The organism is Pseudoalteromonas sp. S4492 (assembly GCF_005886115.1).
Taxonomy (GTDB): domain Bacteria; phylum Pseudomonadota; class Gammaproteobacteria; order Enterobacterales; family Alteromonadaceae; genus Pseudoalteromonas; species Pseudoalteromonas gelatinilytica.
The window spans coordinates 15,376-39,309 of the sequence record NZ_PNCP01000007.1; the positions used below are offsets into that span (position 1 = coordinate 15,376).

Here is a 23,934-nt window from a genome sequence, read left to right on the forward strand (position 1 = left end):
AGCATGCCAACTTTTAATCACGAAGAAGCAAATCACTACGACGAACGCATTTTGCGCCTAGTTCCAGGTTATGAGCTATTACATCAAGCAACCGCAGCCCAATTAGCAACCACGCTGAGCGATGATGCGTGCATTTTAGTGGTTGGTGCCGGAACTGGTAAAGAAATCATCGAATTAGCGGCGCTAAAACCAAGCTGGCAATTTATTGCTCAAGATATTTCACAAGACATGCTCGATATTGCCGAGCAACAGTTTGGCCAGCATAACATCAGCGATCGCGTGACAGTTCACTGCGGTGATATCAACGACATCGACACTCAATGTGACGCCGCACTGTGTTTACTAGTAATGCACTTTGTTGAAGATAACGGCGATAAAAAAACGCTGTTAAAAGCGATTCACAGCAAGCTTAAAAAATCGAGCAACTTATATATTGCCGATTTAATGCGCCCAGAAACCGCTTTTGAGCGCGAATCTCAACTTCAGCTGTGTACGCAGTTAGGTTTAACCGAAGTCGGCGTAGAACGCATGCGCCACAACCTAGAGCACGAGTTTTATCCATTAGACCGCATTCGTTTTTCAGAGTTAATGAATGAAACTCGTTTCAGCACCCCAAAACAGTATTTTAAAGTGCTTGGTTTTGCTGGGTATGTGGTTGGGAGTTAGCTACTTTACGGAGCCGTAGGTTGGGTAGAGCGCAGCGAAACCCAACAAGTAAGCGAGTTTCAAGGGGAAAGAGTAAAGTTACATCACGTAGGCGTGAAATTTATTTCGCGCGATGGCTTGTAGGTTGGGTAGAGCGCAGCGAAACCCAACAAGTTAGCGAGTCTCAAGGGGAAAGAGTAAAGCTACAACACGTAGGCGTGAAATTTATTTCGCGCGATGGCTCTAACTTTACTCTTTGAATTTACAAACTTTATCTTGCCTTGATTCAAGCAACTCAATTCTGAATATGTACGTTTTAAGAAGTCGGTTGTATTAGGTGAGTTTCGAGTCAAGTTTATTTCGAGATAACGCAGCATAGCGGGCAGATTATGCTTGGCTAAAATGCGGAGAGAAGTGGCACTCCCCATATGTTACTGCCCCAACGAACCCGCAAGCGGTTTAAGTAGTTTGCTATATGACTATGCCTAAAGCTGCCTAGTTAAATAAAAAACTAGAAGTATTTCTAAGCCCATAAACACGACACTCATAATAATGTCAAAAACCTTCCATACTGCGCCACGCTTTGAATACTCAATGAGAACTCTTTGCTGATATGAAGACGATAGAAAATATAGCCAGCCACGGTAGACCCACTTAAAACTGCTCCCAATTTCAGAAATAAACTCTAACAATCAACAACTCCTGACACATAAACAGCAAAAGTAAAATTGGGAAACTATTCTTCATGACATATAACGCCGTATTAAGCGGCACAAAATCCTTGGCTAAAATTAGCGGTGAAGGAGCGCAAGCCAAGCGCTCGTACCCATTTCAAGCTTCTTGTTAGGCGCTACTTTGAAAACACACCTTTTAGTAACTTACCATCAGCTAGATCTATTGTGCATGTATAGCCTGCAAAATTATTTACGACAACCTGATTACCGTTTAGATCTATACTTGTGAAGTTAACATAAGCATCTGAACTCTGAGTTGTAGGGTTTTCTGCTACCCATAAAACAGAGCCATCTAGATTTATACATTGGAAATTTCGTGCTACGGAATTTTGAGAAAACTCCATGTAGTCGAAAATAACTAAAATGCTCTGGTCTAATTCCTTGGCTTCCAAAATTGAGTATGGCAATTCAATAATATTTCCATTTATCTCGATTCTATTTTTATTAACCTGCATCATAGAGTATGTCTACTCCCCCATAAAGGGAGAAGGTGCTGCGCTATAATTGCGAGGCAGCGCCGTGTTTTTGTCCGAGTGGCCGAAGGTAACGAATTCATACGTTTGTTATAAGTCACTTAATCCTGATCAGATTTCCATCATCAAACCCGACAGTAACAACAGGAACATGATTAAGAATGTTATCAGCGTTGTCAGCAATAATTTCAGAAATGGACTTTGAAACTAAATCTAATAAAGTTTCCCAACCAAGTTCACTTGTACCGGGTAGCTCAAGATACCTATATTCTGGTACATAATCTTCACTACATGCCCAATCATCATCTTCTGGATCGTATTCAAAAGAACCGATCAAATATGCTTGATAAACACTTCCAGCTTGAAACAATCCTATGTTTATTGCCTTAACCTCGGGACGATCACTTATATGCTTAATCCATGCTTCAATTTCAGACTTCACTGCGATTCCTATGTGACTTTAATAGCGCGCGCATCGCACATCTTTCTTCCGGTATCACGCTCATATATTTAATAATTCTATTATTAACAAATAACGTAATGCATTGCTAACTATAAATTTTTTATCGGTACTAAAGATATTCAGAAAGAAAAATGGCTCTACGCTGATTCTGATCATATTTGCAGGGTATATGGTTGGGAGTTAGCGAGCCATGAAGCATCGCGCGAAATAAATTTCACGCCTACGCGATGTAAAATCGCTGCTACATCAAGGCTCGCTAGTTGATGGTTTTGAGTCTGAGAGCTGACGGCTGATAGCTGACAGCTCTTTTAACTCGCTAACTTTACTCTTGAAACTCGCTAGCTTGTTGGGTTTCGCTCCGCTCTACCCAACCTATGAGCCATAAACCATCGCGCGAAATAAATTTCATGCCTACGGTAACTAATCCATCTCAGCAGCGAGTAGGCATCAACGACTTAAAGCTTATGACTTACAGCTTAAAGCGCCTTTACTCTTTCCCCTTGTAACTCGCTAACTTTACCTAAGTTTGTTGGGTTTCGCTCCGCTCTACCCAACAATAGCCTAATACCCCGCGGCCTGTCCGTCTTTGCGAGTTTCAGATGCGCCGTAATAAACGCCGGTTTTTGGGTCTTTCAATATTGCTTGATAACCACCGTATGGGCCAACCGCGTCTTGTAAGGTGTGGCCTTTTTTCATTAACTCGCGGCGGGTTTCCATCGAAAAACCTGACTCTAAGCTAACAAAACCACCGTCTTCCATAATCTCACCGGTTGGCTGCGATGAACCTGTGTGCAGAATACGCGGTGCATCACCGGCTTCTTGCAGGTTCATACCAAAATCAATCATGTTGATCAGTATTTGAGCATGCATTTGTGGCTGTGTGGCACCGCCCATTACACCATAACTCATATATGGCTTGCCATCTTTGGTGACAAACGCAGGAATGATTGTATGAAATGGTCGTTTGCCTGGCTCATATTGGTTCATGTGGCCTTTTTTAAGCGCGAACATTTCGCCACGGTTTTGCAATACAAATCCTAATTTTGCCGGTGTCATACCTGAGCCCATGCCACGGTAATTACTTTGAATAAGTGAAACCATGTTGCCGTCTTTATCGGCGGTCGTCATATAAATGGTATCGCCTTCTACTGGGCCTGCATGGTCGCGTTTTGCGGCTTTATTAGGGTCTATCAGTTTGCGTCTTTCATCAGCATATTGCTGCGAAATGAGTGTTTGTACGGGAATGGTGTTAAATGCTGGATCGGCGTAGTACTTAGCACGATCTGCAAACGCGAGCTTTTTCGCTTCAACAAAGGTATGTACGTATTCTGGGCTATCAAAGCCCATTGCTTTGATATCGTAACCTTCAAGAATATTGAGAATTTGCTGTGCAGCAATACCTTGGCCATTTGGTGGTAATTCCCAAAGCGTATACCCTCTATAATCGGCGCTCACAGGTTTAACCCATTCACTATGGTGGGCAGCTAAATCTTCATAGGATAAGTAGCCGCCGTTTTCCTTCATGTAACGACCAATTTCTTTAGCAATATCGCCTTTGTAAAAGGCATCTCGGCCGCCTTTGGCAATTTTACGATAGGTGTTTGCAAGGGCTGGGTTCTTAAATATTTCCCCTTTTTCTGGCATTGCCCCATCAGGCATATATACATCTTTGAAGCCTGGGTATTTACCACGAGCAGCCACACTTTTTTGCATGTAATAGGCAATCAGTTCAGACACAGGGAAACCATTTTCAGCGTAGTCGATAGCAGGTTGGAGTAAGGCTTTCATTGGTGTTTTGCCAAACTTTTTATGTAACTCAAACCAACCATCTACCGCACCAGGTACCGACACAGGCAATGGCCCATAAGCAGGAATGTAGTCACCTTGTGCTTTTAAAGTATCAAAAGACAAGCTTAGTGGTGAACGGCCAGAGGCATTTAAACCGTAAAGTTGCTTGCTTTTGTTATCCCAAACAATGGCAAATAAATCGCCACCAATTCCACACCCGGTCGGTTCAACCAGACCAAGCACTGCATTTGCCGCAATAGCTGCATCAATGGCATTACCACCGTCTTTTAATACTTGTAAGCCCACTTGCGTAGCTAACGGCTGTGATGTTGCAACCATACCTGATTGTGCGATGACTTCAGAACGACTAGCAAAGTTATGGCCAGTGATGCGATCGTAAGCTTGAGAGGCGCCTGTTGCGCCTAAGCATACTGCTAGCACTAAGCTTTTAAAGAGTGGAGTTGGTTTCATAGTTCTTGCCCTTTTTATTGTTTTAATCACTATAAAAAGCAATTAAAGATGAGGCAATGGCTTTGCGTTCGAGCGCGAAAAATCACGATTGACTTCAAAAATAAGAAAAATAGCGGCTAACTTACCTAAAATCTCTCCAATTTAATAAATAGCAGAACCATTTAAGCACTGCTGTGCAACTGTCGATGCTTCGCCGTGAGAGTGCCTATCCTCTTCTACAAACTGATCAACAAGAGGATCAATCAGGTTTTCTTGCTTTATGGTATCGAGGGCGTGTTGCAGCTTAGTGACCACCTCTGGCGATGTGTTTTTGTTAAGTGCCAAGTAATTACCCACTAAAGCAGGGTGCTTTAACTCAAATACCGGCGTTACTTGGTCTGGGCTCATACCTACATTCATCAATTGTGATGACAGAGTGAGAGAGGAGCCAATAAGCAAATCATGCTTGCCTTGCTTAAACATTTTAAGCTCTTCGAACTTTTTTGAGTAAGTTAAAAATTGCTGGCCTTCAGTAAGGTTAAAATCAGCAAGAACGGTTTGATAAACATCACCACGAGATACGCCAATGGTGTAGTTTTGCAACGACTGTGTACTCGTTACTTTAATGTCGTTGCGATTATTTAAACGGTATAAACATGAATGCCCAGATACCAAAGGGCCAACCCAGTAAAATTGAGTTTCTCGCTTTGCGGTCCGTGAAGTAGAGTAAATTCCTGCATTCGGTTGGGCGAGGGTTAGTGACATTGCGCGCTTCCAAGGCAATACACTAAACGAACAGCTCAACTTGGCTCTTTCGCACAAAGATTCCATGATTTTGGTGTTAATACCAGTGAGCTGATTGTGCTCCACAAAGTTATAGGGAGGGAACACTTCAGTATATAAAGTCAATTGTTCAGCACTCGCCATTGCAGTGCTGGCAGTGAATAAACTTACTATTGTTAAATGCTTAAACATCGCTCTTAACTCCAGTTTTTAACAGGTTATTCTGGTTTAACAATTCGACTTAACTGTTTTTGCAGTGTATTTAAACAAAATGGTTTGATAATAAAGCCGTTCACTTTTGCTGTAATCATCTCATTGACTGTTTGCTTGCTGTCTTCGCAGGTCACCATTAGTACGGGTAAATCGCTTAGTTCAGGAGTTTCGCGAATATGATTAAGCAAACATTTGCCATCCATTTTCGGCATGTGCAAATCAGTGATAACGAGATCAAATTTATGTTTTTCTAGTAAATCAAACGCTTGAGCGCCATCTGTCGCCTCCGTTATATCCTTATATTCAAGCCTACGCAACATGTTTATCAACACGTGGCGCATAAGTGGCATATCGTCAACGACCAGTATTTTCATCTAGAGTACTATTAAGTTTTACAGTATTTAAAGCTTAGTTTGCTAACTCAATAACGCAATAAACCAGAAACTAAGAAAAAATATCGGCAACAAGCTGGCTAAGTCGTGCAATTTTAATATTGCTTAGCTGGCGGTAGTCAAAATAGGGGCAGACAATCACTTTATCTGATTTACTAATGGCAAATTCATCATCAAGCCAAGTTAATTGGCAATGCAAAAGCCCGTCATTTATAAGCTGTTTAGCATGAGTTCGCCCTGCAATTATATGTAATTGCTCTGGTTTGCCTAATATCGGTGGGCTAAACAGTAATGCAGTTTGGCTATGTGCTTGCAGTAGTTGTTCATCGCGAAAGCTCTGCCAATCAGGTGCTCTTTTAGCAAAATCATAATATTCACTTGGTAGTGCAAAAAGTACTTTGCCATACACATTAAAAACTTTGCGCCAACCATTGCCACATGCTTGGTTTATTTCGTTTATTTGGCCGGGTTGCATTACATGCAAATGCTTAAGCTGTTGCCAAGCAGGCATCGGCGGGCGCTTTTCTATATAAACAGCGACTTTAAACGCCTCATCACCAAAACCTTGCAATGGCGCACTATTAACGACACTCATGACTTTTTAGCGAGGATTCGATCAAGATTATTTGCAAAGTTTTGGCGGTCAGCTTGGCTTAACGGCGGTGGGCCACCGGCCATTTCAACGCCACTTGAGCGCATTGTTTCCATAAAATCACGAACATTTAAACGTGAGCGAATGTTTTCAGTCGTATACAACTCACCGCGTGGATTAAGCGCTTGTGCGCCTTTTTCGATAACTTCAGCAGCTAAAGGAATATCACCGGTGATCACCAAATCATTTGGCTCGATGCGCTTAACAATTTCGTTATCGGCAATATCAAACCCAGAAGATACCTGCAAACGGCTAATATACTTTGAAGGGGGTACTCGCATCGCATGGTTCGCCACTAATGTGGTAAAGGTTTGTGTGCGCTCTGCGGCACGAAACAATATTTCTTTAATAACGACGGGGCAGGCGTCTGCATCAACCCAAATCTTCATGCTGTTCTCAATCTTTAATTTTAGACATTAATAGTTTACCGTAATTGAACTAAATTAGTGCTATTAACGTATTAATTTGTTTAATTTTTAAAGGGAGTAAAAACGTGCAAACATCATTAAAGTTAATCGGGGTTTTATGTATCACAGCCTTTTTAACTGCGTGTACAGGCGTGCCAGACAACATCAAACCCGTCGATAATTTTGAGTTAAACAAATACACAGGGACTTGGTACGAAATTGCACGTTTAGATCATTCATTTGAACGCGGCCTTGAGGGCATTACCGCCGAATACTCAATTAACCCTGATGGCAGTGTAAAAGTTATCAATAAAGGTTACAGCGCTGAAGAGCAAGAATGGCAGCAAGCTGAAGGTAAAGCGAAGTTTGCAGAGCAACAAGACATAGGCCACTTAGAAGTCTCATTCTTTGGGCCATTCTATAGCTCATATGTAGTATTTGAATTAGATAAGCAAGACTATCAATACGCTTATATCACAGGTTATAACAAAGAGTATTTATGGTTTTTGTCGCGCACACCGACCGTGACAAAACAGCAAATGCAGGACTTTATAAACACAGCAAAAGAATATGGTTTTAAAACAGACGAGCTTATTTATGTTGACCATAGTCGCTTGTAAAGGGGCTTTACAACTGTCTTTAAACTATCACTAATGTGCAACACAACTGTAATGGATGCTAGGCAAACTATGCATCGTTAAATTGAAGCAACATGTGATCCCCCAATTTAATCCCCTGCTTGGGTAGGCATTGCCTACCCATTTTTTTTAAACAATTTGCTCCATTAAGCATTATTGCAAATTGGCATGAGATCAGTTTTTTACTAACTAAGCTAGAAAATCATCACCGAAAAGCCACACAATAGCAAAACAGACATAGTTAATACGCTAACATGCTTTACCCATGAAACAGTAAAACTGTATAAAATCATGAGCATAAGTACACTTAAAGCCATATAACCGCAAAACAGCAATGCGCCGTACCCAGCATCTGACAGCACGCAAAGCACTAAACTTAGTAAAATACTGATCCAGCCGCTTAATAAAAAGCTATTTCGCTGTTTTTCGGTTAATTTCTTTTTGAATACATCACGAAAATGATTGAATTTTGCAAGTGCAAAACAATTAAACCCTAAAAAGCAGAGACTAAATTGCAGTAACTCCATCATCCTTGTTGCTCCTTTAACAGCCTGTTTTTATTTAATTTAATCTTATTTGTAGCGGTTTTATGGCTAGGTATTTTTTTGCTTTGTAGTAAAAACAGCAGCCCAGCAAAAATAAACGCACTATCAATACCGAATAAGGCCCACTGCTGAGTTAGTAAATACGTGATCCAATTACCATCTGTTGTCAACGCATTTACCACAGGTACTAATAAGCAAGCAGCCGCGTTAAGCCAAGCACTATAGCGCCAGTGGCGTTTTTCTCGGCCAGTCACAGCAACAACTAACATCGCCAGCCACGCTAAGAAAAACACGAGTATTTCTTTATCGGCACGCCCAGCTAACTCTAAAGGTAATAAACGATTGGCAATGAAGAACGCTGCGGTTGCAAGAGGTAAGCCCATCAGTGTGGCTAAATTTAGTGTCTCAACGAGCTTAAGTCCAAAGCTTGGTTTTTGGCCTGCTTTGAGTCTCTCGCGTAAGCGCTTAGCCCACATGATGCAGCCTGTAGCTATCATGGCACAGCCTGCAACACCACAGAAAAAATACAACCAACGCAGTAAAGGCTCCGCTAAGCGACCGCTATGTAATGCTGTCATTGAGTCATAAAACTGCGCCGAAGCGCTCCAATCTTCGCCTGAACTCGCTTCAAGCTCACCTGTTACACCATTGAATAAGTAGCGTGGTCCGTTATCTACAACCTCTTTGCCGGTTGCCAAATAAACCACAATTTGTGAGGTCGCTGTATTGGCATTTCTTACAAACACATAGCTAATGTCAGCATTCGGTGACTTAGTATAAATCTGATCTAATACATCTTTGATTGCCACCATAGGGCGCTGCTCTTCACTAGGTTTGGCACGTTTGTTAATAGGCAATGCCTCATCAAACATTTGCCTTAAGCCATTTTCATATACGGTTTCGGCAGGGTAGGGGAACAGCATAAATATCAACGTGATAATTCCCGTGTAGGTGATCATGATATGAAATGGTAATGCCAGCACCGACGAAACATTGTGTGCATCAAGCCAACTTCGGCTACCTTTGTTTGCTCTAAAGCTAAACATATCTTTAAAAATACGTTTGTGAATCACGATGCCAGTTATAAGCGCAACCAACATAAATAATGAAGCTAAACAAACAATTATCCGCGCAGTAAATACATCTATGTAATGTAAATCAAAGTGCAAACGATAGAAAAAATTCCCCCCTTTAGTTTCTCGAGGCTCGGGCAATTGTTCTAAAGTATTAGGGTCTAGATACGTATAGTTGAAAGGTGCACGGCGCTGACCAGGCTGTTTAGGCTCAGCAAACCCATAGCTTAAAACAGAGTTACGCGGCTCAGGTAAGTTTATTCGCCAAGATAATGAATTAGGTGCCTGTTGCTGTAATTGCGCAAACACATAATTAATTTGATCGGCTTGAGACTGAACCCGTTGCGCCTGATGCTGCACATGGTGTGTTTCGGGCTTGGCCCAAATAGTGATTTCATCCTTAAAAAAACTGATGGTGCCAGCAAAAAAGATTAAGAACAGTAACCAGCACACCAGTAGGCCAACCCAGGTATGAAGCCAGGTCATTGAGCGGAAAAAGCTCTCTTTCATAACCATCCCTTAATCAATGAAAGGGCCAGCAATTGCCCACCAGTTGTTAGTAAAATAGTGATCCAAACGGTCTTTAAAGACTTAACCGCAAATACCCAAATAAACACACAACAGTAAAAAAATACCGATAGAGTCGTGGTTAGCAGCACGCTGTCGAGTTTATTAAGTGGTAATAACACAGCGAGTAATGAAATAAGCACACTGGTAAAGGCGTAACCACCAATAATGGCCGCAACGAAACGCAAAAACACAGCAACACGATAAGATAGGCTCACAGAGCGCTTTTTAGCTGTATTTTTAGGGCGATTGGTTGTCACTGCATCTAATGATTGAGAATGCATGATAATCCCTTAAAAAATAACACGAGAAGAAAACCCCGTATTATATCGCCGACAAACAGAAAAGATAGTAGTTATCATTTGCATGCACGTATTAAATAATGAAACAGAACCAACTAGGTCGAACTGTTAGTAAAATAATGATCTGCTAGCTTTGTTTTGTGCAATATCATATGGTGTTAAGTAAATAAAAAGGGAGTTGTAATGAAAACAATAGGCTTAATCGGTGGCATGAGTTGGGAGTCTACACAAAGTTACTACCAGCTTTTAAATCAAGGTGTTAAAAACAAACTTGGGGGTCTGCACAGTGCCAAGATAGTACTCGTCAGTCTCGATTTTGCAGAAATAGCAGTGCTACAACAGCAACAAGATTGGCCACAGATGGCCGAGATACTCATTAAAGCCGCTAAGCAAGTTGAAGCTGCGGGCGCGGATTATTTATTAATTTGTACCAACACCATGCATAAACTAGCTAAGCAAGTACAAGATGCGGTTGCAATTCCTTTGTTACACATTGCAGATGCAGTTGGTGAAAACCTGATCCAACATAACTTCAAAAAAGTGGCTTTGTTGGGTACCCAGTTCACTATGGAACAAGACTTTTACAAGCAACGCCTAGCAGATAAATTCGCCATAGAGGTGTTAATTCCTGATGCACAGGGGCGTGAAACAGTGCATCGAGTGATTTATGATGAACTATGTAAAGGCATCATCAGCCCAGAATCTAAAGCCGAGTATTTAACCATTATTGATAATCTAACTCAGCAAGGTGCTGAAGCCATTATTCTTGGTTGCACCGAAATAGCCTTGTTAGTTCAACAAGCAGATACATCGATTCCACTACTTGATAGTACAGCACTTCATTGCGCTATGGCGCTTGAGAATAGTTTAAATTAGGAGCACACCATGTCGAACCACCATAGCCTAAATTATGTTGAATTTGCTGCTAAAGATTTAGCCGCAACAAAAGCATTTTTTCATCAGGTTTTTAAATGGCAATTTACCGATTATGGCCCTGAATACACGGCCTTTAGCGCTGAATCAGCGGGCCTTGATGGCGGTTTTTATCAAGCCCCATTAACTAGCTTAACCAATAATGGCGGCGCGCTACTGGTGCTTTATTCAAATAATATTAAAGAGACACAAGCGCAGGTAGAAAAACACGGTGGCACAATTATTAAGCCTTTGTTTGATTTTCCTGGAGGCTGTCGTTTTCACTTCACAGAGCCAAGTGGTAACGAGTTAGCAGTTTGGTCAAAACAAGCATAGATCATATTTTTACTAACTCATGAGTACTCAAACACTAATAGAACAAGTTAGTAAATGCGTGATCTGCGAGCCTCATTTAGCTCTTGGGGCGCGGCCCGTTATTCAATTTAATCCTCGAGCTCGTATTTTAATTGCCGGTCAAGCGCCAGGAACTAAAGTACATGAAAGTGGCAAACCTTTTAATGATGCAAGCGGGCAAAGGCTTCGCTCTTGGCTTGGTGTAACAAGCGATGAATTTTACGATGAGCACAATTTTGCTATCTTGCCGATGGGTTTTTGTTACCCTGGCAAAGGAAAATCAGGTGATTTACCGCCAAGAAAAGAGTGCGCGATTGCATGGCGTGAAAAGCTCTTAGCGCAACTAAATAATATTGAGCTCACCATTATCTTAGGAAAGTATGCGCAGGCATATCATTTACCCCACACTAAGCAGCTGCCCTTAACTGAGTTAGTAAAATCGTGGCGTGAATATTGGCCAAATTACTTGCCACTGCCTCACCCAAGCCCTCGCAATAATATCTGGCTAAAGAAAAATCCGTGGTTTGAGCAACAAGTATTGCCTGAGCTTAGTAGTAAAATACGTGCAATTTTAGCAAGGTAAAAAATGGAAAATAACTTTTTTGCTGAAAATGGCTACTACCATGTAAAGGGCCTTTACACAGAGAGTGAGCTTAGCAAGGTAAGGCCAATTCTCGATAAATTTCATCATCACTGGTTGCAAGAAAACCAACCTTTTTACCAATCCAGAGGGATTAATAGCTCAGGTTTGACTGGCGCTGCATGTTTAAGTGTTGAGGAAAAGTTTGCTCTTTTTGAGTTTGTCAGCGCTAACACTCTATTGAAACAGGTTAAAGGTATTGTTGCTGATCCTCAGTTTATGAATACTCAACTATTCTTTAACCCTTACAACTCTAAACAAGCAAATTATTGGCATCGCGATATGCAGTATCACTTAGAGCTTGATGCGCAAAAGGCCGCTCTTAGCGGCCCTGAAGTATTACATTGCCGCGTTGCTTTTGAAGATGAACCGGGAATAGAACTAATACCGGGTAGTCATAAAAACTGGGATTCTGATGAAGAGTTAACTGTTAGATTAGAACAACAGGGCGCTAGCAATAGTGACTCACTGACTCGCGGTAAAAGTGTGGCACTCAAAAAAGGTGACTTACTCATATTTTCGGCAAATATGATCCATCGGGGCTTGTACGGCATGAATCGTTTTGCCCTTGATATTCTTTACTTTGAACGTCACTCAAGCCTTAATGAGTTTGTACAAACTGGATTTTTACCAACTGCAGAACAAAAGCAGCAGCTAAAAAACGCGATGGTATTTGAGTAAGCACAAAAAAAGCGGCTTCTTAGCCGCTTTCTTTATTTTATTGTGCTGTTACTGCAACATTGCGAACAATTCTTTTAACTGCGGCATATACTGCTTAACTAAGTTAACGTTACTTTCGCTAACATCTGCTGTTGCAGTACTTGCTTTAACACCTTCTAAAGCACCTGCCATTGAGCGAGTCCCCGCATCAGATGATGATGCCGTAAGGCTTTGTAAACCACTCATTGCTTGATTTACACGTTGCTTGTTCTCTTCTGACATACCCGCTTTAAGGTTTTCTAAATACGCCATTGATACCTCTGAGCCAACAGTAACTAACTGCTCAGGTGTGAAACCATATTGCTTGGTCAGGGCTTCAAACTCTGTGTATAGCTCGTGATCTTTAATGTGGCCTAATGCATCCATTACTGACGAACTGTCAACACCATCAGAACTACCTAGCATACCACCGAGATTTACAGTATCTAATTCAGACTGATTTTGTGACCAATTGACCACAGCAGGTAAGGCTTTTATATAACGCTGTAGCTGGCTTTCAGTAATATCTTCTGCGAAACTAGAAAAGCTCATCGCCAGTAGACTAATAGAAATAAGTAGTGCTTTCATCGTGATCTCCTTTCTTTCAAAATGGTTAGCAATTGGCTCACATGATAGAGCGATTATGTTTGGCCAATTACAAATGTTACAATACCTTTTTTACCACAGTTAACTGAACCTGATGTTAATTATTTCTAATACCGTCACAATTGATGAATGGGAGCTCGACTTTAGTGCGATCCGCTCGCAAGGTGCAGGCGGCCAAAACGTCAATAAAGTAGCCACTGCAATTCATCTTCGTTTTGATATTAAGCGCTCAAAACTACCTGACTTTTACAAACAGCGTTTACTTAATTTAAATGATTCTCGAATTACCAAAGAGGGCGTTATTGTCATTAAATCGCAAAGTCATCGCACGCAAGAGATGAACAAAGAAGACGCGCTTAATCGTTTGAAAGAATTAATCGTTAATGCCACACAAGTACAAAAGGCGCGCAGAGCGACAAAACCAAGCAAAAGTTCTCAGAGAAAACGCATGGACAGCAAAACCAAAAGGGGACAAACAAAAGTATTAAGAAAAAATGTAAAATTCTAACTTTCACATCAGAAGATCGTGTCAAAAATAAGCAGAACTGTAAAGAAGTGTAACTTGTTAACAAAGTTAATTGATGGTTAATCCTGCCGCGTCTATAATAGTCATACAAACTCACCACTAATGAAGGAGCCGCGTATGGGCCAGAAATCACGCATTGTTGCCGCTGCAATGATAACGCTGTCAGCTTTGCCTATGTCGGGCTTTGCTGTAGATTCATGGCAAGCCGGAAACGCGTATCCGCAAGGTAGTGAAACCTGTTATAACGAAATTCTTTATAAAGCCAGATGGTGGGCAACTCCAGGTGAAGAACCTGGTAGTTCACAATGGGGCGCTTGGGTTGCAGATGTCGCCTCAAAAACCTGCGTACAGAGTGTTGTAAAAAAACAAGACGATTTACTTAAGTCTTTACCCACCATTTTCGAACCAAATAATAAAAAAGGGAGTTCTGATTAACTCCCTTTTTTGTGCATTTTGATTTTTAATCAAACGTATGATGCCTTGTTATTTCAAAGCGATTTAAGATGTGATGCATTATATACACCGCACATAAGCTCAATAGTATCGCCACAGACACTGACGAAAAACGATACAGCGCGCTGTATACGAGATCTTGTCCCGGCCCTAATGACTGACCAAACAAAATACCAAATGTGGTGATAATACCAAAGCCTACACCCGGAATACCGCCACCAATTATGTGATAACGACTAAAGATAAAAGTCAAAATCCACAGAATTAACGCCGGAAATATCAAAATATCGGTGTGGTTATACAAAAATAACTGTGCCACTAACGCTAAGTTACACCCAATTAGGGTGCCTATTGCACGTTGCCACGCGGCCATACCAGCTGCTTTCCAGCACAACGAAAACAATATCAGTACCGAGGCTGCTTGAGCTGAAATTGAATCCTGTAAATCAAAGACCTGAAATACAACAAATGATAAAGTCGCTACGGTTGAACAAAGTAATACTTCATGGCGTATACTTTCTTTTGCTTTCTCTGGCATTACCCGACCTTGCCGTGGTGCAACATCAGGGAATAAACCATGCATTAGCATCGAAAACAGCACAGTTACGACAACTGCAACAGCGTTACTAATGATCAGCGGATAAATACTGACACCACCGCCGGTGTAGGTCGAAAAATGTAATTGAATCGACAAACTCACCACCGTTGTGGCGCCAAATAAAAAGTTAGCACCACGGCTCATTTGATAGAACAAAAAGGCAAAAGCGATAAAGCTCATCATCGTCATTACCACAGGCAGGTGTGCAAACAACCCTTGCACAACCAGCACAAACAGCGCACTGAACACCGCGCCTGCGTAAAACTGACGAATAATATGCATGTTAAGCACAGGCACTAAACCAAGCAATAGCATAGGATAAACAGTAAAAAAGATACCATTCGGCCAGTTCATCAATTTTGCCAGTGAAAACCCTAATGCTGAGCCCGTAGCAATGCGTAGTGCTTGGCGTAAGCCATTACCATCGAGTTGCAATACTGACATAACTCACCCAGCCTTAGTAAATGAAGTGCAGAACACTAATGAAGCGAATTTGCATGCTTGCAAACCAACTGCCAATGCTAGAGTCAGGCAAAAGCTGTACGGTTGCACGCGCACCACTTGGAAATTTTGCCAGCATCTGATGTTCATCTAGCTTAATATGAATACGTTGACGCTGTGCATCTCGTACCCAACGGTTGCTGCTTTCAGTGGCACTGAGTAAACCGTTGGCATTAAGCTGGCCATCACTCACACCCGCTTCAAAACTAACAATTTTGCCTGTAAACACTTTGCCCGGTAGCGCATCAAAGCTGACTTTTGCAGTACTACCAATTTGCACGTGAACTAAAGACTTTTCACGAAAATCAGCCACTAAATCAGCTTTATTAGCAACAATCGCCATTAACGGCTGACCCTTATTAGCATAGGTACCCGGTGTTACCTGTAAGTTTGCTGTTTTACCGTCGGTATCAGCTGTCACTGTGGTGTACGACAGGTTTAGTTTTGCTTGCTCAAGCTGGTTTTGAGCATGGCGAAGCGCTAAATTGTCATCCCCTATTTTACCGCGCGCTAATTTAGCCTCGCTAAGCTGGGCTTCAATTGCAGCCACATTGGCTTTGCTTGATTGATAGTTCGCATTGATAGTTTCGTACTCTTGCTCTGAAATAGAACGCTTTTTCAATAGCGACTCAGCGCGTTCAAACAGCAACGTTTGCTCATGTAGCTTAGCTTGAGCAGCCGCTAACTGTGCTTCTATTGCCTTCACACTGCTATCTAAACGTTGGTTTTGTAGTTTTGCATCATCATATGCAAGTTCAGCTTGTTGCACGGCAAGCTCAAAAGGCTCATCGTTAATCTTAAACAAGGCTTGCTGTTTTTCGACGGCTTGATTATTAGTCACTAACACGTCAGTCACACGACCACTTACCTGTGGGGTCACTTGCACAACCGGATGATACACACGGGCCTGCGGTGTAACAGGCATATACAAATCGGCAATCACAAAATATAAAAATAAAACAATAAAACCCGCTAAAGAGATTTTTACGTAACGGGCAAACTTTTGATCTGGTGTCATAACGTTACTTATCTCCTGAATAATGACGGATACACTGACGGGCATTCTGTTCCATCTGAATTAAGCCATGCGCCATGGTATCGAGTTGCTCAGTGGTTAAATCGGCATAAAGGTGCTCTTTCACATCGGCAATAATCACCTGCAATGTGTCTAACAATTGTAGACCTTGCTCAGTGAAGTACAGACGTTTACTACGTTTATCTTCAGCGTCAGCTTTACGAGCAATAATCTCTTGTTGCTCAAGCTGCTTAATAGTGCGAGTTAGTGAAGGCATTTCAATGCCTAAGCTATTTGCCAACTCTTGTTGCGTACAACCTTGGTTTAAATGAAACAGGTGCATCATCGCAGTCCAGCGAGATTGAGTAAGGCCCAAAGGCTCAACCGCCAAAGTGACAGCATCGCGACATAAACGATGCACACGGCCCATACTGCCGCATAATGTTAAATCAAGAGTTTCGTGAAAAGGGGGAGTGGAAGACATGATGCGCTCCATTTACTTAGCATGCTAACTATTTTAATGTAGTTAGCATGCTAAGTAAATATTAGTGCAATTAATAAAATAGATAGCTGTGTTCGATAAAAGCGAACAACAGCAAAAGTTATCTACCTAATCACACTATTTAGCAATTAACTCTTTGATATGGCTTTCATAGAGGTCTAATTTATCAGCAACAAATCCTGTGTGTTGGAATCGTACTATGCCTTCTTTATCAATTAAAAAGCTGCTCGGCATCCCTTTAAGTTGGTATTGCCTGCCAATAACAGCATCTGGGTCGTAAATAATATTAAAGTTCACTGCAAACTCAGCTAAAAATGCATCGGCATCACCGCGCTCAACATCAATGTTTACAGCAACTACTTTAAGGCCTTGCTGTTGATACTTGCTCTGCATGGCAATAAACCAAGGAAACGAGCGTCGGCACGGGCTGCACCAAGATGCCCAAAAATCGAGTAACACAACTTTCCCTTTATATTGGCTCAGTAGTTTAGACAATTGCTGCTGACTTGCAGTTAAAGGAGCAGTAGAAGATTGCTCTGCCATAGCAGCAGAGCTCGTTAATAAAAGACATGCAATTAAGATGTGTTTGATCATTGATAATTTAACAAGTTCGCAGGTGAATATTGGTCAGTGAGTACCTTGGTATCCGCGGGCCAATCTTGATTACCCTTAGTATAAAACAAATGTTCACGCAGTAACTGCAAATCAACATCGTAAGGGGTTAACTTATTTGCGAGTTTATTGGCGCGTTCTGCTAATTGTTGCTGGCTAGGCATAGTCTCGAATCCTGCCAAAATAATGCGATTAGAGTTTTCATAGGTCACAACATTAACAAAGTCACCAAACACATCAAAGTAAGTTGCCGACTCATGCTGGTACAATTTACTCGATGAAAAAGTATTTGCTGCAACAATGCCGCCATCAGCCAGTATACTTTTTACTTCTGCAAAAAATTCCTTAGTGAGAAGGTGCTCAGGGATATAATCGCCATTAAAGGCATCAAGAATAATCCAATCGTACTTTTGTTTTTTAAGTGCGGCGCGTTTAATGAAAATACGGCCATCTTGCACTTTTGACGTCACGTTATCGGTTTCTACAAAGCTAAAATAATCACGGGCAACTTTTATTACCGCAGGGTCAATTTCGACATTTTCGATATGAGCGCTAGGGTAAAGCTCATGAATGGTATTAGAGAGTGAACCTCCTCCTAAACCTATGATCAGTACATTTTTAGGATCATCAATAAATAGTAAGCTTGCAAACGTCATTTTGGTGTAATTAAACACCAGCTTTTTAGGCTTACTTTTATACATACAGCTTTGCGTACTTTTACGGGTTTTTTCGTTAAATTTTAAACACAGTAAATCGCCAGTCTTCTCCACTAAAATATTGCGATAAAGCGAGCGCTCTTTATGTATTACTTCGGCTAAGCTGCTAAAAGGCAATGTCATGATCAAACAAAGCATTAAGATTCTAAACATACAGCACGCTCCTTCGTTTTTAATTGACTAACAGCAATTGCAAGCAAACCAAGCGCGCCTAATACCGCTGCAAAGGTTTTAATGATGTCGTTAACATCAAACGCTAACACCATATAAAAAGAGGTAATAATCGTACCAAGCGCACTACCTAGGGTGCTCACAAAATACAAACCACCGGCAACCTGACCACTTTTTTCATGATCGGTAACCAATAATCGCACTGAGTAAGGTGAGATCATGCCGAGTATTGTTGTAGGGATAAAAAACAACGCCGTTGATGCCAGCAACGAGCCGTAACGACTGTCTTCAATATGGGTGAAAATAAAGGTCATAATTGGCTCTGCAAACAATACAATTGGCACCACCATAATGCTTGCCACAAAGAAAATGAGTCCATATTTAGTTAACGAAGGATTGCGGGTTGAGAGCTTGCCGCCAAGTAAATAGCCGATAGATAAGCTCAACATAAATACAGTGATAATACTGCCCCAAATATGCACACTGCTACCAAAATACGGCGCTAAAATTCGCCCGCCTAAAAGCTCAATTCCCATAATACAAAAACCGCTACTAAAGGCTAGAAAGTAGATAAGCGCATTGATTTTATTCATTAAACACCCGCTGATTTTGTTGTTATTTTACCCATCTTAACCTGATGCAGATAAGGATGCCATGACTGTTTTTTAAGCTGTAAAGGCCGTTGACAAAATATAGTCTTTTTAAAATAAATAATTAAAAAGGCTAGGTTAAAGTACATGTGCTCTGGTATTTTACTGGGAACAAATTAAGCAAGGATAAATGCAATGGATCAGCAAGTAACACACATCAATATCGACAACCCGACAACTTTATTTGGCCTCAAAGTTCGCACCTGCAATATGAATGAAATGAGTGGCGAAGGTGCCAAAATAGCTGGCTTATGGCAGCAGTTTTACACAGACATAGCGCCAAAATTAACCCCATCTAGCCAAGTTTATGGCGTGTACACTCATTATGAATCTGATGTCACAGGGGAGTTTGATGTCTTTGCGTGTACTGATCTGCAAGTCACATCATCAGAGATAGAACAAACGACACTCGCCACAGGTAACTACCTTCGCTTTAGTGGCAAAGGTGCAATGCCACAAACCGTTATCGATGTTTGGGGTCAAGTTTGGCAGTACTTTAGTAATGAACAGTGCCCGCATATTCGAGCATATAAAACTGACTTTGAGTTTTATAAAAGCAGTGAAGAAGTTGAAGTATTCATTTCGGTTGAATAACGCCAAACCCTAATTTTAGTGTAAAGCCCCATTACAGATAAAGCCGCTTATTGCGGCTTTTTATTTGCTAAAAGGTATATTAATCCTTGTTGTTATCTTCAAGAATAAGATTCTTTAAAATGGGTCGTACAACGACCAAGATTAAAGTAATAAGTACTATCGCGGCCATTATTATGCGAACTAATCGGAGAAACCATTCAGTTTGATGAATAGGCCTATTTTCCTTTGCTTCTTGTGATTCAAGTAAGGCACATGCTTGTGGTATTGAACTAAATGTATCTTTATTTGGATAATCAAAGACGAAACCTACTTTAGCAAGTGCTAGCCTTGCTTGGTCTGAATGAAGAACATCGACGTACAAAATATGATTTTTAATATCAGCCTTGTAAGGGATCTCTTCAACGTCCAGTACATCGACTATCTTGACGGCATTGACTAAGCGCATATCTTGTACCAAAGGCCGGTATTCAGGAGCTCGAGACCATATAATTACAAATATAGCGAACCCCAAGGATAAACATAATAACCCCCACAAGGTGTAACGCTTAGGTAGTAACTCTAATATATGCGGCGGTTTATTGCTCATTATGACTTCCAATTCAATAAGTTAACTTTCATAATATAAAAGTTTTGATACGTAAAAAAGTAGTTATATACAAATAACCATCATTTAAGTTACTGTGGATTCGTAACTTTTAGTCACCAATAAGGATGTTGTTGTGTATAAATTACTACTCTTTGCCAGCCTATTTCTCGCTGTTTTTTCTACCAGCGCAGCGAAAATTATCGATGATGAACATGTCACAAAAGAAACAGACTGCTTCACAGGCATCTTTGCTGACTATGATTCGTGGCACCAATTTATTGCGCAAAAGAATAAACGCAAAGCTAAAAACGAAGAAGCATACTTAAAGCGTATTAAAGCCTTTGAAGAAACCTTTCCACAAGAAATGTTCGATAACTTTAAAGCTAATTTAACCTGCCATAATTTTAAATATCAGGTCGATAATGTTGAGGTGCTTGGTTATATCATCAAACCTAAAGTCATCAAGAATAAGCTTCCAGTATTAATTTATAACCGCGGCGGCAATGGTAATTTTGGCAATGTTAATTTTGCAGCAATGATGCGTAATTTATTTCCTTTAGCAGAGCAAGGCTTTGTGGTTATCGGCAGCCAATACCGCGGTACATTAACTAAAAATGATGACTTAGATGAGTTTGGTGGCAAAGATGTTAACGACGTACTTGCGCTTATTGATTTTATTCCGCACATAGCAAATGCAGATGAAAACCGTATTGGCATGTTAGGAGCGAGCCGAGGCGGCATGCAAACCCACCTTGCCATGCAACACACAAACAAGATAAAAGCCATTGTAACCATTGCTGGGGCGACCGATTTAGTTAAAGAGCTTACGTTTAGACCTAACATGGAAAAAAACGTGTATGTGCGTCGTATTCCCAATTATAAAGAGAACAAACAAGCAGAGCTTGAAGCACGCTCTGTTATGAACTGGGTTGATAAGCTATCGCCTAAAGTGCCCATATTACTTATTCATGGCAGTGACGATAAACGAGTATCGGTCGAGAACTCAATTCAATTTGCCAAAGCACTAGATAAGCATCATATACCCCATAAACTTGTGGTGTATGACGGTGACAATCACTTTTTAATGAACCATAAAGAACAACTAGAATCAGAACTAGTTAATTGGTTTAACACCTATTTGTAACTTTGTTTTAAAAGTAAGAAGGGCCAAATAAGGCCCTTTCATTACACACTTCGCTCAATAATCCAATAGCTCGCAGCCGCCATTGCCAGCACTGATAATGTAATTCGAATAGCATTATAAAAATAAGTTCTGGCAAGCATTGCTAGCACGGGTACAACGCAAATAACGATTAACAACTGCACAGTTTCAATACCCAGATTAAATGCAACCAATGCAACGATAATAGCCTGACTATCAAACCCCATATGGCTCATTTCTATCGCGAATGCTTGACCATGGATAAGCCCAAAAATAAATGCTATCCACATAGCTGACTGCGAAAAGATCGGCCTGATTGCATTCAACGCCGAAACTAAAATAGAGGCCGCAACCAAAATCTCAATTGGCTTTGCAGGAAATGAAATATAACCAAGCGTCGTCAGGGCTAGCGTTAATGAGTGTCCGAGTGTAAAGAAGGTGACAATTTTAGCTACCGACATAACACATTGGCGCACAGGTGCCACTGATTGCCAGCGCTTATTGGCACTAACTAGAGGGGCGGGCAAAATTAAACAAAGTAAAAATAGCAAATGATCTATACCCGCTGCAATATGGCTCATACCATTTACAAACATCAGCTTAAACTGAGACCATGCAGTGATTTTTTCAGGCTCTATAAATAAGGTTTCGCGCTGATAGCGGATCAACCCTATGGTTGCTATGTCTTGACTTGCTTTAAGTACTTCATGCATATCGTTGCGATACGAAACATAAATTTTGTGAGTAACAACTCGGTGTAAAATGGCATTGTAATGCAAAGAAAAACCACTGGTATCAAAATTATCTGGTTTGATAAATTACATCTTCATTACCATAAACAGTACGTTATCAAATTCATGGATAGCAAAATCATCAACCTTTTGTGCTGTTAACGACTGAGAATTTTGTGTTGTGATACTTACATGTGTTTGCATGTAGTCTTGTAAAGCCGAGAAATTAACCTGCTTTAGATCATCACTTTGTGAAGGAAATAAACTTTCATCAGCTAAACGTAATTGATCGAGGGGTATATAAATTTCGAGTTCAATCTGTGGTTTATGCGTATCAATAAACACAGAACTCGTTGAAGCAGAATGGGCAAAGGCTTTGGTACAAAAGAGGCTGACCAAAAAGGTCAGCCCAAATAGGAGATTAATTACTGCTTTCATGGCTTATAAATTATTACCATAATCCCAGCTCTTATCCCTGAACATTGTATGGTAGTGAGTTTCATCACTGATAATCACCCCATTTTGACACGCCACCTCAATCCAAAGGTTAGGGCCATCAATACGCATATAAGTCCCGGCAACATCCACATCAACACCAGCCGATTCAGTGCCAGCCCAGGCAATGTAGGTATCTGCATAAGCAGAACTCGTTACATAGCTTAGCGTTAAGTTTTCAACCACTTCTTCAGGGTAGTCGTTGATCCACTGCTCGATTGCTGCTGTAACCAGTGCTTGTTGATCCTGCGTTAAACTTGAAACAAGGATCCCTTTGCGATTATCACCTGTAGGGTAATCAGTTGGTAACGTACCACTTCCGTTATCTGGGCCCATTAATACATCTGAATAGCTTTCACCGCTTAAGTAAGCCTCAGCAAGCTCAGACTCACTTAACGAGTCAAACATAGCAACGAGGGCATCACCTTCATCCGCAAGCGGGGCATAGCTTGCCGAGTCTAGTTCAAAGCTGACTTTAGGTTCAGTACCAATATGGTTTGGCACAGGGTAACCATCGCCATTTAAGTAAGTAATGTTATAAGCTAAGTGGTGACCACCTAACTGCAACATCCAGTCGCCGCTCACATCTGGGTCGCCAAAAAACGCCAGATAATATTTACCAGATGAGTAAGCAGAACCACCACCTAGCTCATTTAAATAATCATCCGCAGCAATAACACCTAAGAAATCTTGATAGCCATCATCACTCAGCGCCGCTTTCGCAACCATCATCGCCGCTTCAAGTGATTCATCGTCTAATGCCCCAAGTTCAATACCATTACGACTTACATTGCCCGTCGGTAAGTTTGACCACACAGTTCTTGCTTCAGAGTCTGAATAATCAAGTTGTAAATCAGCAAGTTCATCTTCATCTAACGTGTCGATTAATGCATTTGCAGCACACACGAGTGACTCTAGGCTGGTATCGAGCTCACAGTCACCTAGACTGATATCGCTGAAGTCACTGACACTAATTGAACCTGAGCTACTTGAAGAGCCACTGTTGTCACTACCACTGTTGTCAGTACCGCTGTTATCAGTACCACTGCTATCGCTAGTCGATGTATCTGTATCTGATGACGACGATGAGTCACTGCCACCACAAGCCGCTAAGTTTGCCAATAAGGCAACTACTGCCAGTGATTGCCACACCTTTTTACCTAATTTCATAACCAAATTCCCTACATGAATTATTGCTTAAAAAATTACCACAGAGGCAAGGTTGAAAAGTGTAGAAAATATGTAGATCACCAAATGAATTATGGAATTTTATTCACGAAACAAGC

At 41.1% G+C, this 23,934-nt stretch carries 31 protein-coding genes; 10 read left to right on the forward strand and 21 right to left on the reverse strand.

Translation table 11 applies throughout. From position 1 onward, the window contains the following. Positions 1 to 3 precede the first annotated feature (3 nt). A complete protein-coding gene (locus CWC28_RS03080) occupies positions 4 to 666 on the forward strand; it encodes a class I SAM-dependent methyltransferase (RefSeq protein WP_119852767.1) in 663 nt (220 codons plus the stop codon). Positions 667 to 1,495: 829 nt separating this feature from the next. On the opposite strand, the gene CWC28_RS03085 is transcribed toward CWC28_RS03080, so the two are convergent. From CWC28_RS03085 to CWC28_RS03115, 7 genes are all read right to left on the reverse strand, one after another. Further along, complete coding sequence (locus tag CWC28_RS03085; protein WP_105180585.1) at positions 1,496 to 1,837, reverse strand: DUF7957 family protein; 342 nt, start codon at positions 1,835 to 1,837, stop codon at positions 1,496 to 1,498. Positions 1,838 to 1,949: 112 nt separating this feature from the next. Beyond that, complete coding sequence (locus CWC28_RS03090; RefSeq protein ID WP_105180584.1) at positions 1,950 to 2,294, reverse strand: hypothetical protein; 345 nt, start codon at positions 2,292 to 2,294, stop codon at positions 1,950 to 1,952. Positions 2,295 to 2,876: 582 nt separating this feature from the next. Continuing rightward, a complete protein-coding gene (gene ggt / locus CWC28_RS03095; RefSeq protein WP_082874040.1) occupies positions 2,877 to 4,574 on the reverse strand; it encodes a gamma-glutamyltransferase in 1,698 nt (565 codons plus the stop codon). 141 nt (positions 4,575 to 4,715) lie between these two features. Beyond that, complete coding sequence (locus CWC28_RS03100; protein WP_063703839.1) at positions 4,716 to 5,528, reverse strand: substrate-binding periplasmic protein; 813 nt, start codon at positions 5,526 to 5,528, stop codon at positions 4,716 to 4,718. 26 nt (positions 5,529 to 5,554) lie between these two features. Beyond that, positions 5,555 to 5,923 (reverse strand): response regulator, encoded by a 369-nt coding sequence (locus CWC28_RS03105; RefSeq protein WP_063703837.1) that lies wholly within the window; start codon positions 5,921 to 5,923, stop codon positions 5,555 to 5,557. 70 nt (positions 5,924 to 5,993) lie between these two features. Next, the gene (locus CWC28_RS03110) at positions 5,994 to 6,536 is read right to left on the reverse strand and encodes a DUF6942 family protein (RefSeq protein ID WP_063703835.1); all 543 of its coding nucleotides are present in this window, start codon (positions 6,534 to 6,536) and stop codon (positions 5,994 to 5,996) included. Then, complete coding sequence (locus CWC28_RS03115) at positions 6,533 to 6,982, reverse strand: YaiI/YqxD family protein (protein WP_054563136.1); 450 nt, start codon at positions 6,980 to 6,982, stop codon at positions 6,533 to 6,535. The genes CWC28_RS03110 and CWC28_RS03115 overlap by 4 nt, the downstream gene beginning before the upstream one ends. Before the next feature lie 104 nt (positions 6,983 to 7,086). Here CWC28_RS03115 and CWC28_RS03120 point away from each other — a divergent pair, with 104 nt between their 5' ends. Beyond that, on the forward strand, positions 7,087 to 7,620 hold the full coding sequence (locus tag CWC28_RS03120; RefSeq protein WP_249324943.1) for a lipocalin family protein: 534 nt from the start codon (positions 7,087 to 7,089) through the stop codon (positions 7,618 to 7,620). 212 nt (positions 7,621 to 7,832) lie between these two features. Here CWC28_RS03120 and CWC28_RS03125 read toward each other — a convergent pair whose 3' ends face one another. Genes CWC28_RS03125 through CWC28_RS03135 form a run of 3 tightly spaced genes read right to left on the reverse strand, consistent with a single transcriptional unit; the run spans position 7,833 to position 10,107 of the window. Then, the gene (locus tag CWC28_RS03125) at positions 7,833 to 8,168 is read right to left on the reverse strand and encodes a DUF3325 domain-containing protein (protein WP_063703831.1); all 336 of its coding nucleotides are present in this window, start codon (positions 8,166 to 8,168) and stop codon (positions 7,833 to 7,835) included. Beyond that, the gene (locus CWC28_RS03130) at positions 8,165 to 9,766 is read right to left on the reverse strand and encodes a PepSY-associated TM helix domain-containing protein (RefSeq protein ID WP_138624720.1); all 1,602 of its coding nucleotides are present in this window, start codon (positions 9,764 to 9,766) and stop codon (positions 8,165 to 8,167) included. The genes CWC28_RS03125 and CWC28_RS03130 overlap by 4 nt, the downstream gene beginning before the upstream one ends. Further along, on the reverse strand, positions 9,763 to 10,107 hold the full coding sequence (locus CWC28_RS03135; protein WP_206769705.1) for a hypothetical protein: 345 nt from the start codon (positions 10,105 to 10,107) through the stop codon (positions 9,763 to 9,765). The genes CWC28_RS03130 and CWC28_RS03135 overlap by 4 nt, the downstream gene beginning before the upstream one ends. A 201-nt stretch (positions 10,108 to 10,308) precedes the next feature. On the opposite strand from CWC28_RS03135, the gene CWC28_RS03140 reads away from it, so the two are divergent. From CWC28_RS03140 to CWC28_RS03155, 4 genes are read left to right on the forward strand one after another with little or no spacing between them, the layout of a single operon-like run. Beyond that, entirely contained in the window at positions 10,309 to 11,001 is a 693-nt protein-coding gene (locus CWC28_RS03140; protein ID WP_105173349.1) for an aspartate/glutamate racemase family protein, read from the forward strand. A 9-nt stretch (positions 11,002 to 11,010) separates the two neighbouring features. Beyond that, on the forward strand, positions 11,011 to 11,373 hold the full coding sequence (locus CWC28_RS03145) for a VOC family protein (protein ID WP_062565443.1): 363 nt from the start codon (positions 11,011 to 11,013) through the stop codon (positions 11,371 to 11,373). Between the two features lie 19 nt (positions 11,374 to 11,392). After that, positions 11,393 to 11,974 (forward strand): uracil-DNA glycosylase family protein, encoded by a 582-nt coding sequence (locus CWC28_RS03150; protein ID WP_105173350.1) that lies wholly within the window; start codon positions 11,393 to 11,395, stop codon positions 11,972 to 11,974. Positions 11,975 to 11,977: 3 nt separating this feature from the next. Next, positions 11,978 to 12,712 carry a phytanoyl-CoA dioxygenase family protein gene (locus tag CWC28_RS03155; RefSeq protein ID WP_063703822.1) on the forward strand — a complete coding sequence of 245 codons (735 nt, stop codon included), beginning with the start codon at positions 11,978 to 11,980 and terminating at the stop codon, positions 12,710 to 12,712. A gap of 48 nt (positions 12,713 to 12,760) precedes the next feature. Here CWC28_RS03155 and CWC28_RS03160 read toward each other — a convergent pair whose 3' ends face one another. Then, entirely contained in the window at positions 12,761 to 13,318 is a 558-nt protein-coding gene (locus tag CWC28_RS03160; protein WP_063703820.1) for a hypothetical protein, read from the reverse strand. 112 nt (positions 13,319 to 13,430) lie between these two features. Between CWC28_RS03160 and arfB the strand changes: the two genes are divergently transcribed. Together arfB and CWC28_RS03170 are read left to right on the forward strand one after the other, a co-directional pair. Beyond that, a complete protein-coding gene (gene arfB / locus CWC28_RS03165) occupies positions 13,431 to 13,844 on the forward strand; it encodes an alternative ribosome rescue aminoacyl-tRNA hydrolase ArfB (protein ID WP_063703818.1) in 414 nt (137 codons plus the stop codon). A 135-nt stretch (positions 13,845 to 13,979) separates the two neighbouring features. Next, positions 13,980 to 14,297, forward strand: coding sequence for a hypothetical protein (locus CWC28_RS03170; protein ID WP_063703816.1), 318 nt, complete (start codon positions 13,980 to 13,982; stop codon positions 14,295 to 14,297). 25 nt (positions 14,298 to 14,322) lie between these two features. Here CWC28_RS03170 and CWC28_RS03175 read toward each other — a convergent pair whose 3' ends face one another. The 6 genes from CWC28_RS03175 to CWC28_RS03200 form a co-directional block, all read right to left on the reverse strand. After that, on the reverse strand, positions 14,323 to 15,357 hold the full coding sequence (locus CWC28_RS03175; RefSeq protein ID WP_063703814.1) for a DUF2955 domain-containing protein: 1,035 nt from the start codon (positions 15,355 to 15,357) through the stop codon (positions 14,323 to 14,325). Between the two features lie 13 nt (positions 15,358 to 15,370). Beyond that, positions 15,371 to 16,432: an HlyD family secretion protein gene (locus tag CWC28_RS03180; RefSeq protein ID WP_138624721.1), complete on the reverse strand. Its 1,062-nt coding sequence runs from the start codon at positions 16,430 to 16,432 to the stop codon at positions 15,371 to 15,373. 4 nt (positions 16,433 to 16,436) lie between these two features. Then, positions 16,437 to 16,913, reverse strand: a complete 477-nt coding sequence (locus CWC28_RS03185; RefSeq protein WP_058584360.1) for a MarR family winged helix-turn-helix transcriptional regulator — start codon at positions 16,911 to 16,913, stop codon at positions 16,437 to 16,439. A gap of 135 nt (positions 16,914 to 17,048) precedes the next feature. After that, a complete protein-coding gene (locus CWC28_RS03190; protein ID WP_138624722.1) occupies positions 17,049 to 17,525 on the reverse strand; it encodes a TlpA disulfide reductase family protein in 477 nt (158 codons plus the stop codon). Next, on the reverse strand, positions 17,522 to 18,412 hold the full coding sequence (locus tag CWC28_RS03195; RefSeq protein WP_063703807.1) for a spermidine synthase: 891 nt from the start codon (positions 18,410 to 18,412) through the stop codon (positions 17,522 to 17,524). Before CWC28_RS03195 ends, CWC28_RS03190 begins: the two co-directional genes overlap by 4 nt. Further along, positions 18,397 to 19,023 carry a fused MFS/spermidine synthase gene (locus CWC28_RS03200; protein ID WP_063703804.1) on the reverse strand — a complete coding sequence of 209 codons (627 nt, stop codon included), beginning with the start codon at positions 19,021 to 19,023 and terminating at the stop codon, positions 18,397 to 18,399. Before CWC28_RS03200 ends, CWC28_RS03195 begins: the two co-directional genes overlap by 16 nt. Before the next feature lie 192 nt (positions 19,024 to 19,215). Between CWC28_RS03200 and CWC28_RS03205 the strand changes: the two genes are divergently transcribed. Continuing rightward, positions 19,216 to 19,674 carry a GyrI-like domain-containing protein gene (locus CWC28_RS03205; RefSeq protein WP_063703802.1) on the forward strand — a complete coding sequence of 153 codons (459 nt, stop codon included), beginning with the start codon at positions 19,216 to 19,218 and terminating at the stop codon, positions 19,672 to 19,674. A gap of 79 nt (positions 19,675 to 19,753) precedes the next feature. Here the strand turns inward: CWC28_RS03205 and CWC28_RS03210 are convergent, their stop codons facing one another. Beyond that, positions 19,754 to 20,260 carry a hypothetical protein gene (locus CWC28_RS03210; RefSeq protein ID WP_063703800.1) on the reverse strand — a complete coding sequence of 169 codons (507 nt, stop codon included), beginning with the start codon at positions 20,258 to 20,260 and terminating at the stop codon, positions 19,754 to 19,756. Positions 20,261 to 20,393: 133 nt separating this feature from the next. On the opposite strand from CWC28_RS03210, the gene CWC28_RS03215 reads away from it, so the two are divergent. Then, entirely contained in the window at positions 20,394 to 21,404 is a 1,011-nt protein-coding gene (locus CWC28_RS03215) for an alpha/beta hydrolase family protein (RefSeq protein ID WP_105173352.1), read from the forward strand. Between the two features lie 41 nt (positions 21,405 to 21,445). Here CWC28_RS03215 and CWC28_RS03220 read toward each other — a convergent pair whose 3' ends face one another. The 3 genes from CWC28_RS03220 to CWC28_RS03230 all read right to left on the reverse strand — a co-directional run bounded on the left by CWC28_RS03220 (position 21,446) and on the right by CWC28_RS03230 (position 23,818). Then, positions 21,446 to 22,201: a HupE/UreJ family protein gene (locus CWC28_RS03220; protein WP_138624723.1), complete on the reverse strand. Its 756-nt coding sequence runs from the start codon at positions 22,199 to 22,201 to the stop codon at positions 21,446 to 21,448. 39 nt (positions 22,202 to 22,240) lie between these two features. Next, positions 22,241 to 22,498, reverse strand: coding sequence for a hypothetical protein (locus tag CWC28_RS03225; RefSeq protein WP_138624724.1), 258 nt, complete (start codon positions 22,496 to 22,498; stop codon positions 22,241 to 22,243). Between the two features lie 96 nt (positions 22,499 to 22,594). Further along, positions 22,595 to 23,818: a DUF3500 domain-containing protein gene (locus CWC28_RS03230; RefSeq protein WP_063703793.1), complete on the reverse strand. Its 1,224-nt coding sequence runs from the start codon at positions 23,816 to 23,818 to the stop codon at positions 22,595 to 22,597. Positions 23,819 to 23,934: the final 116 nt, after the last annotated feature.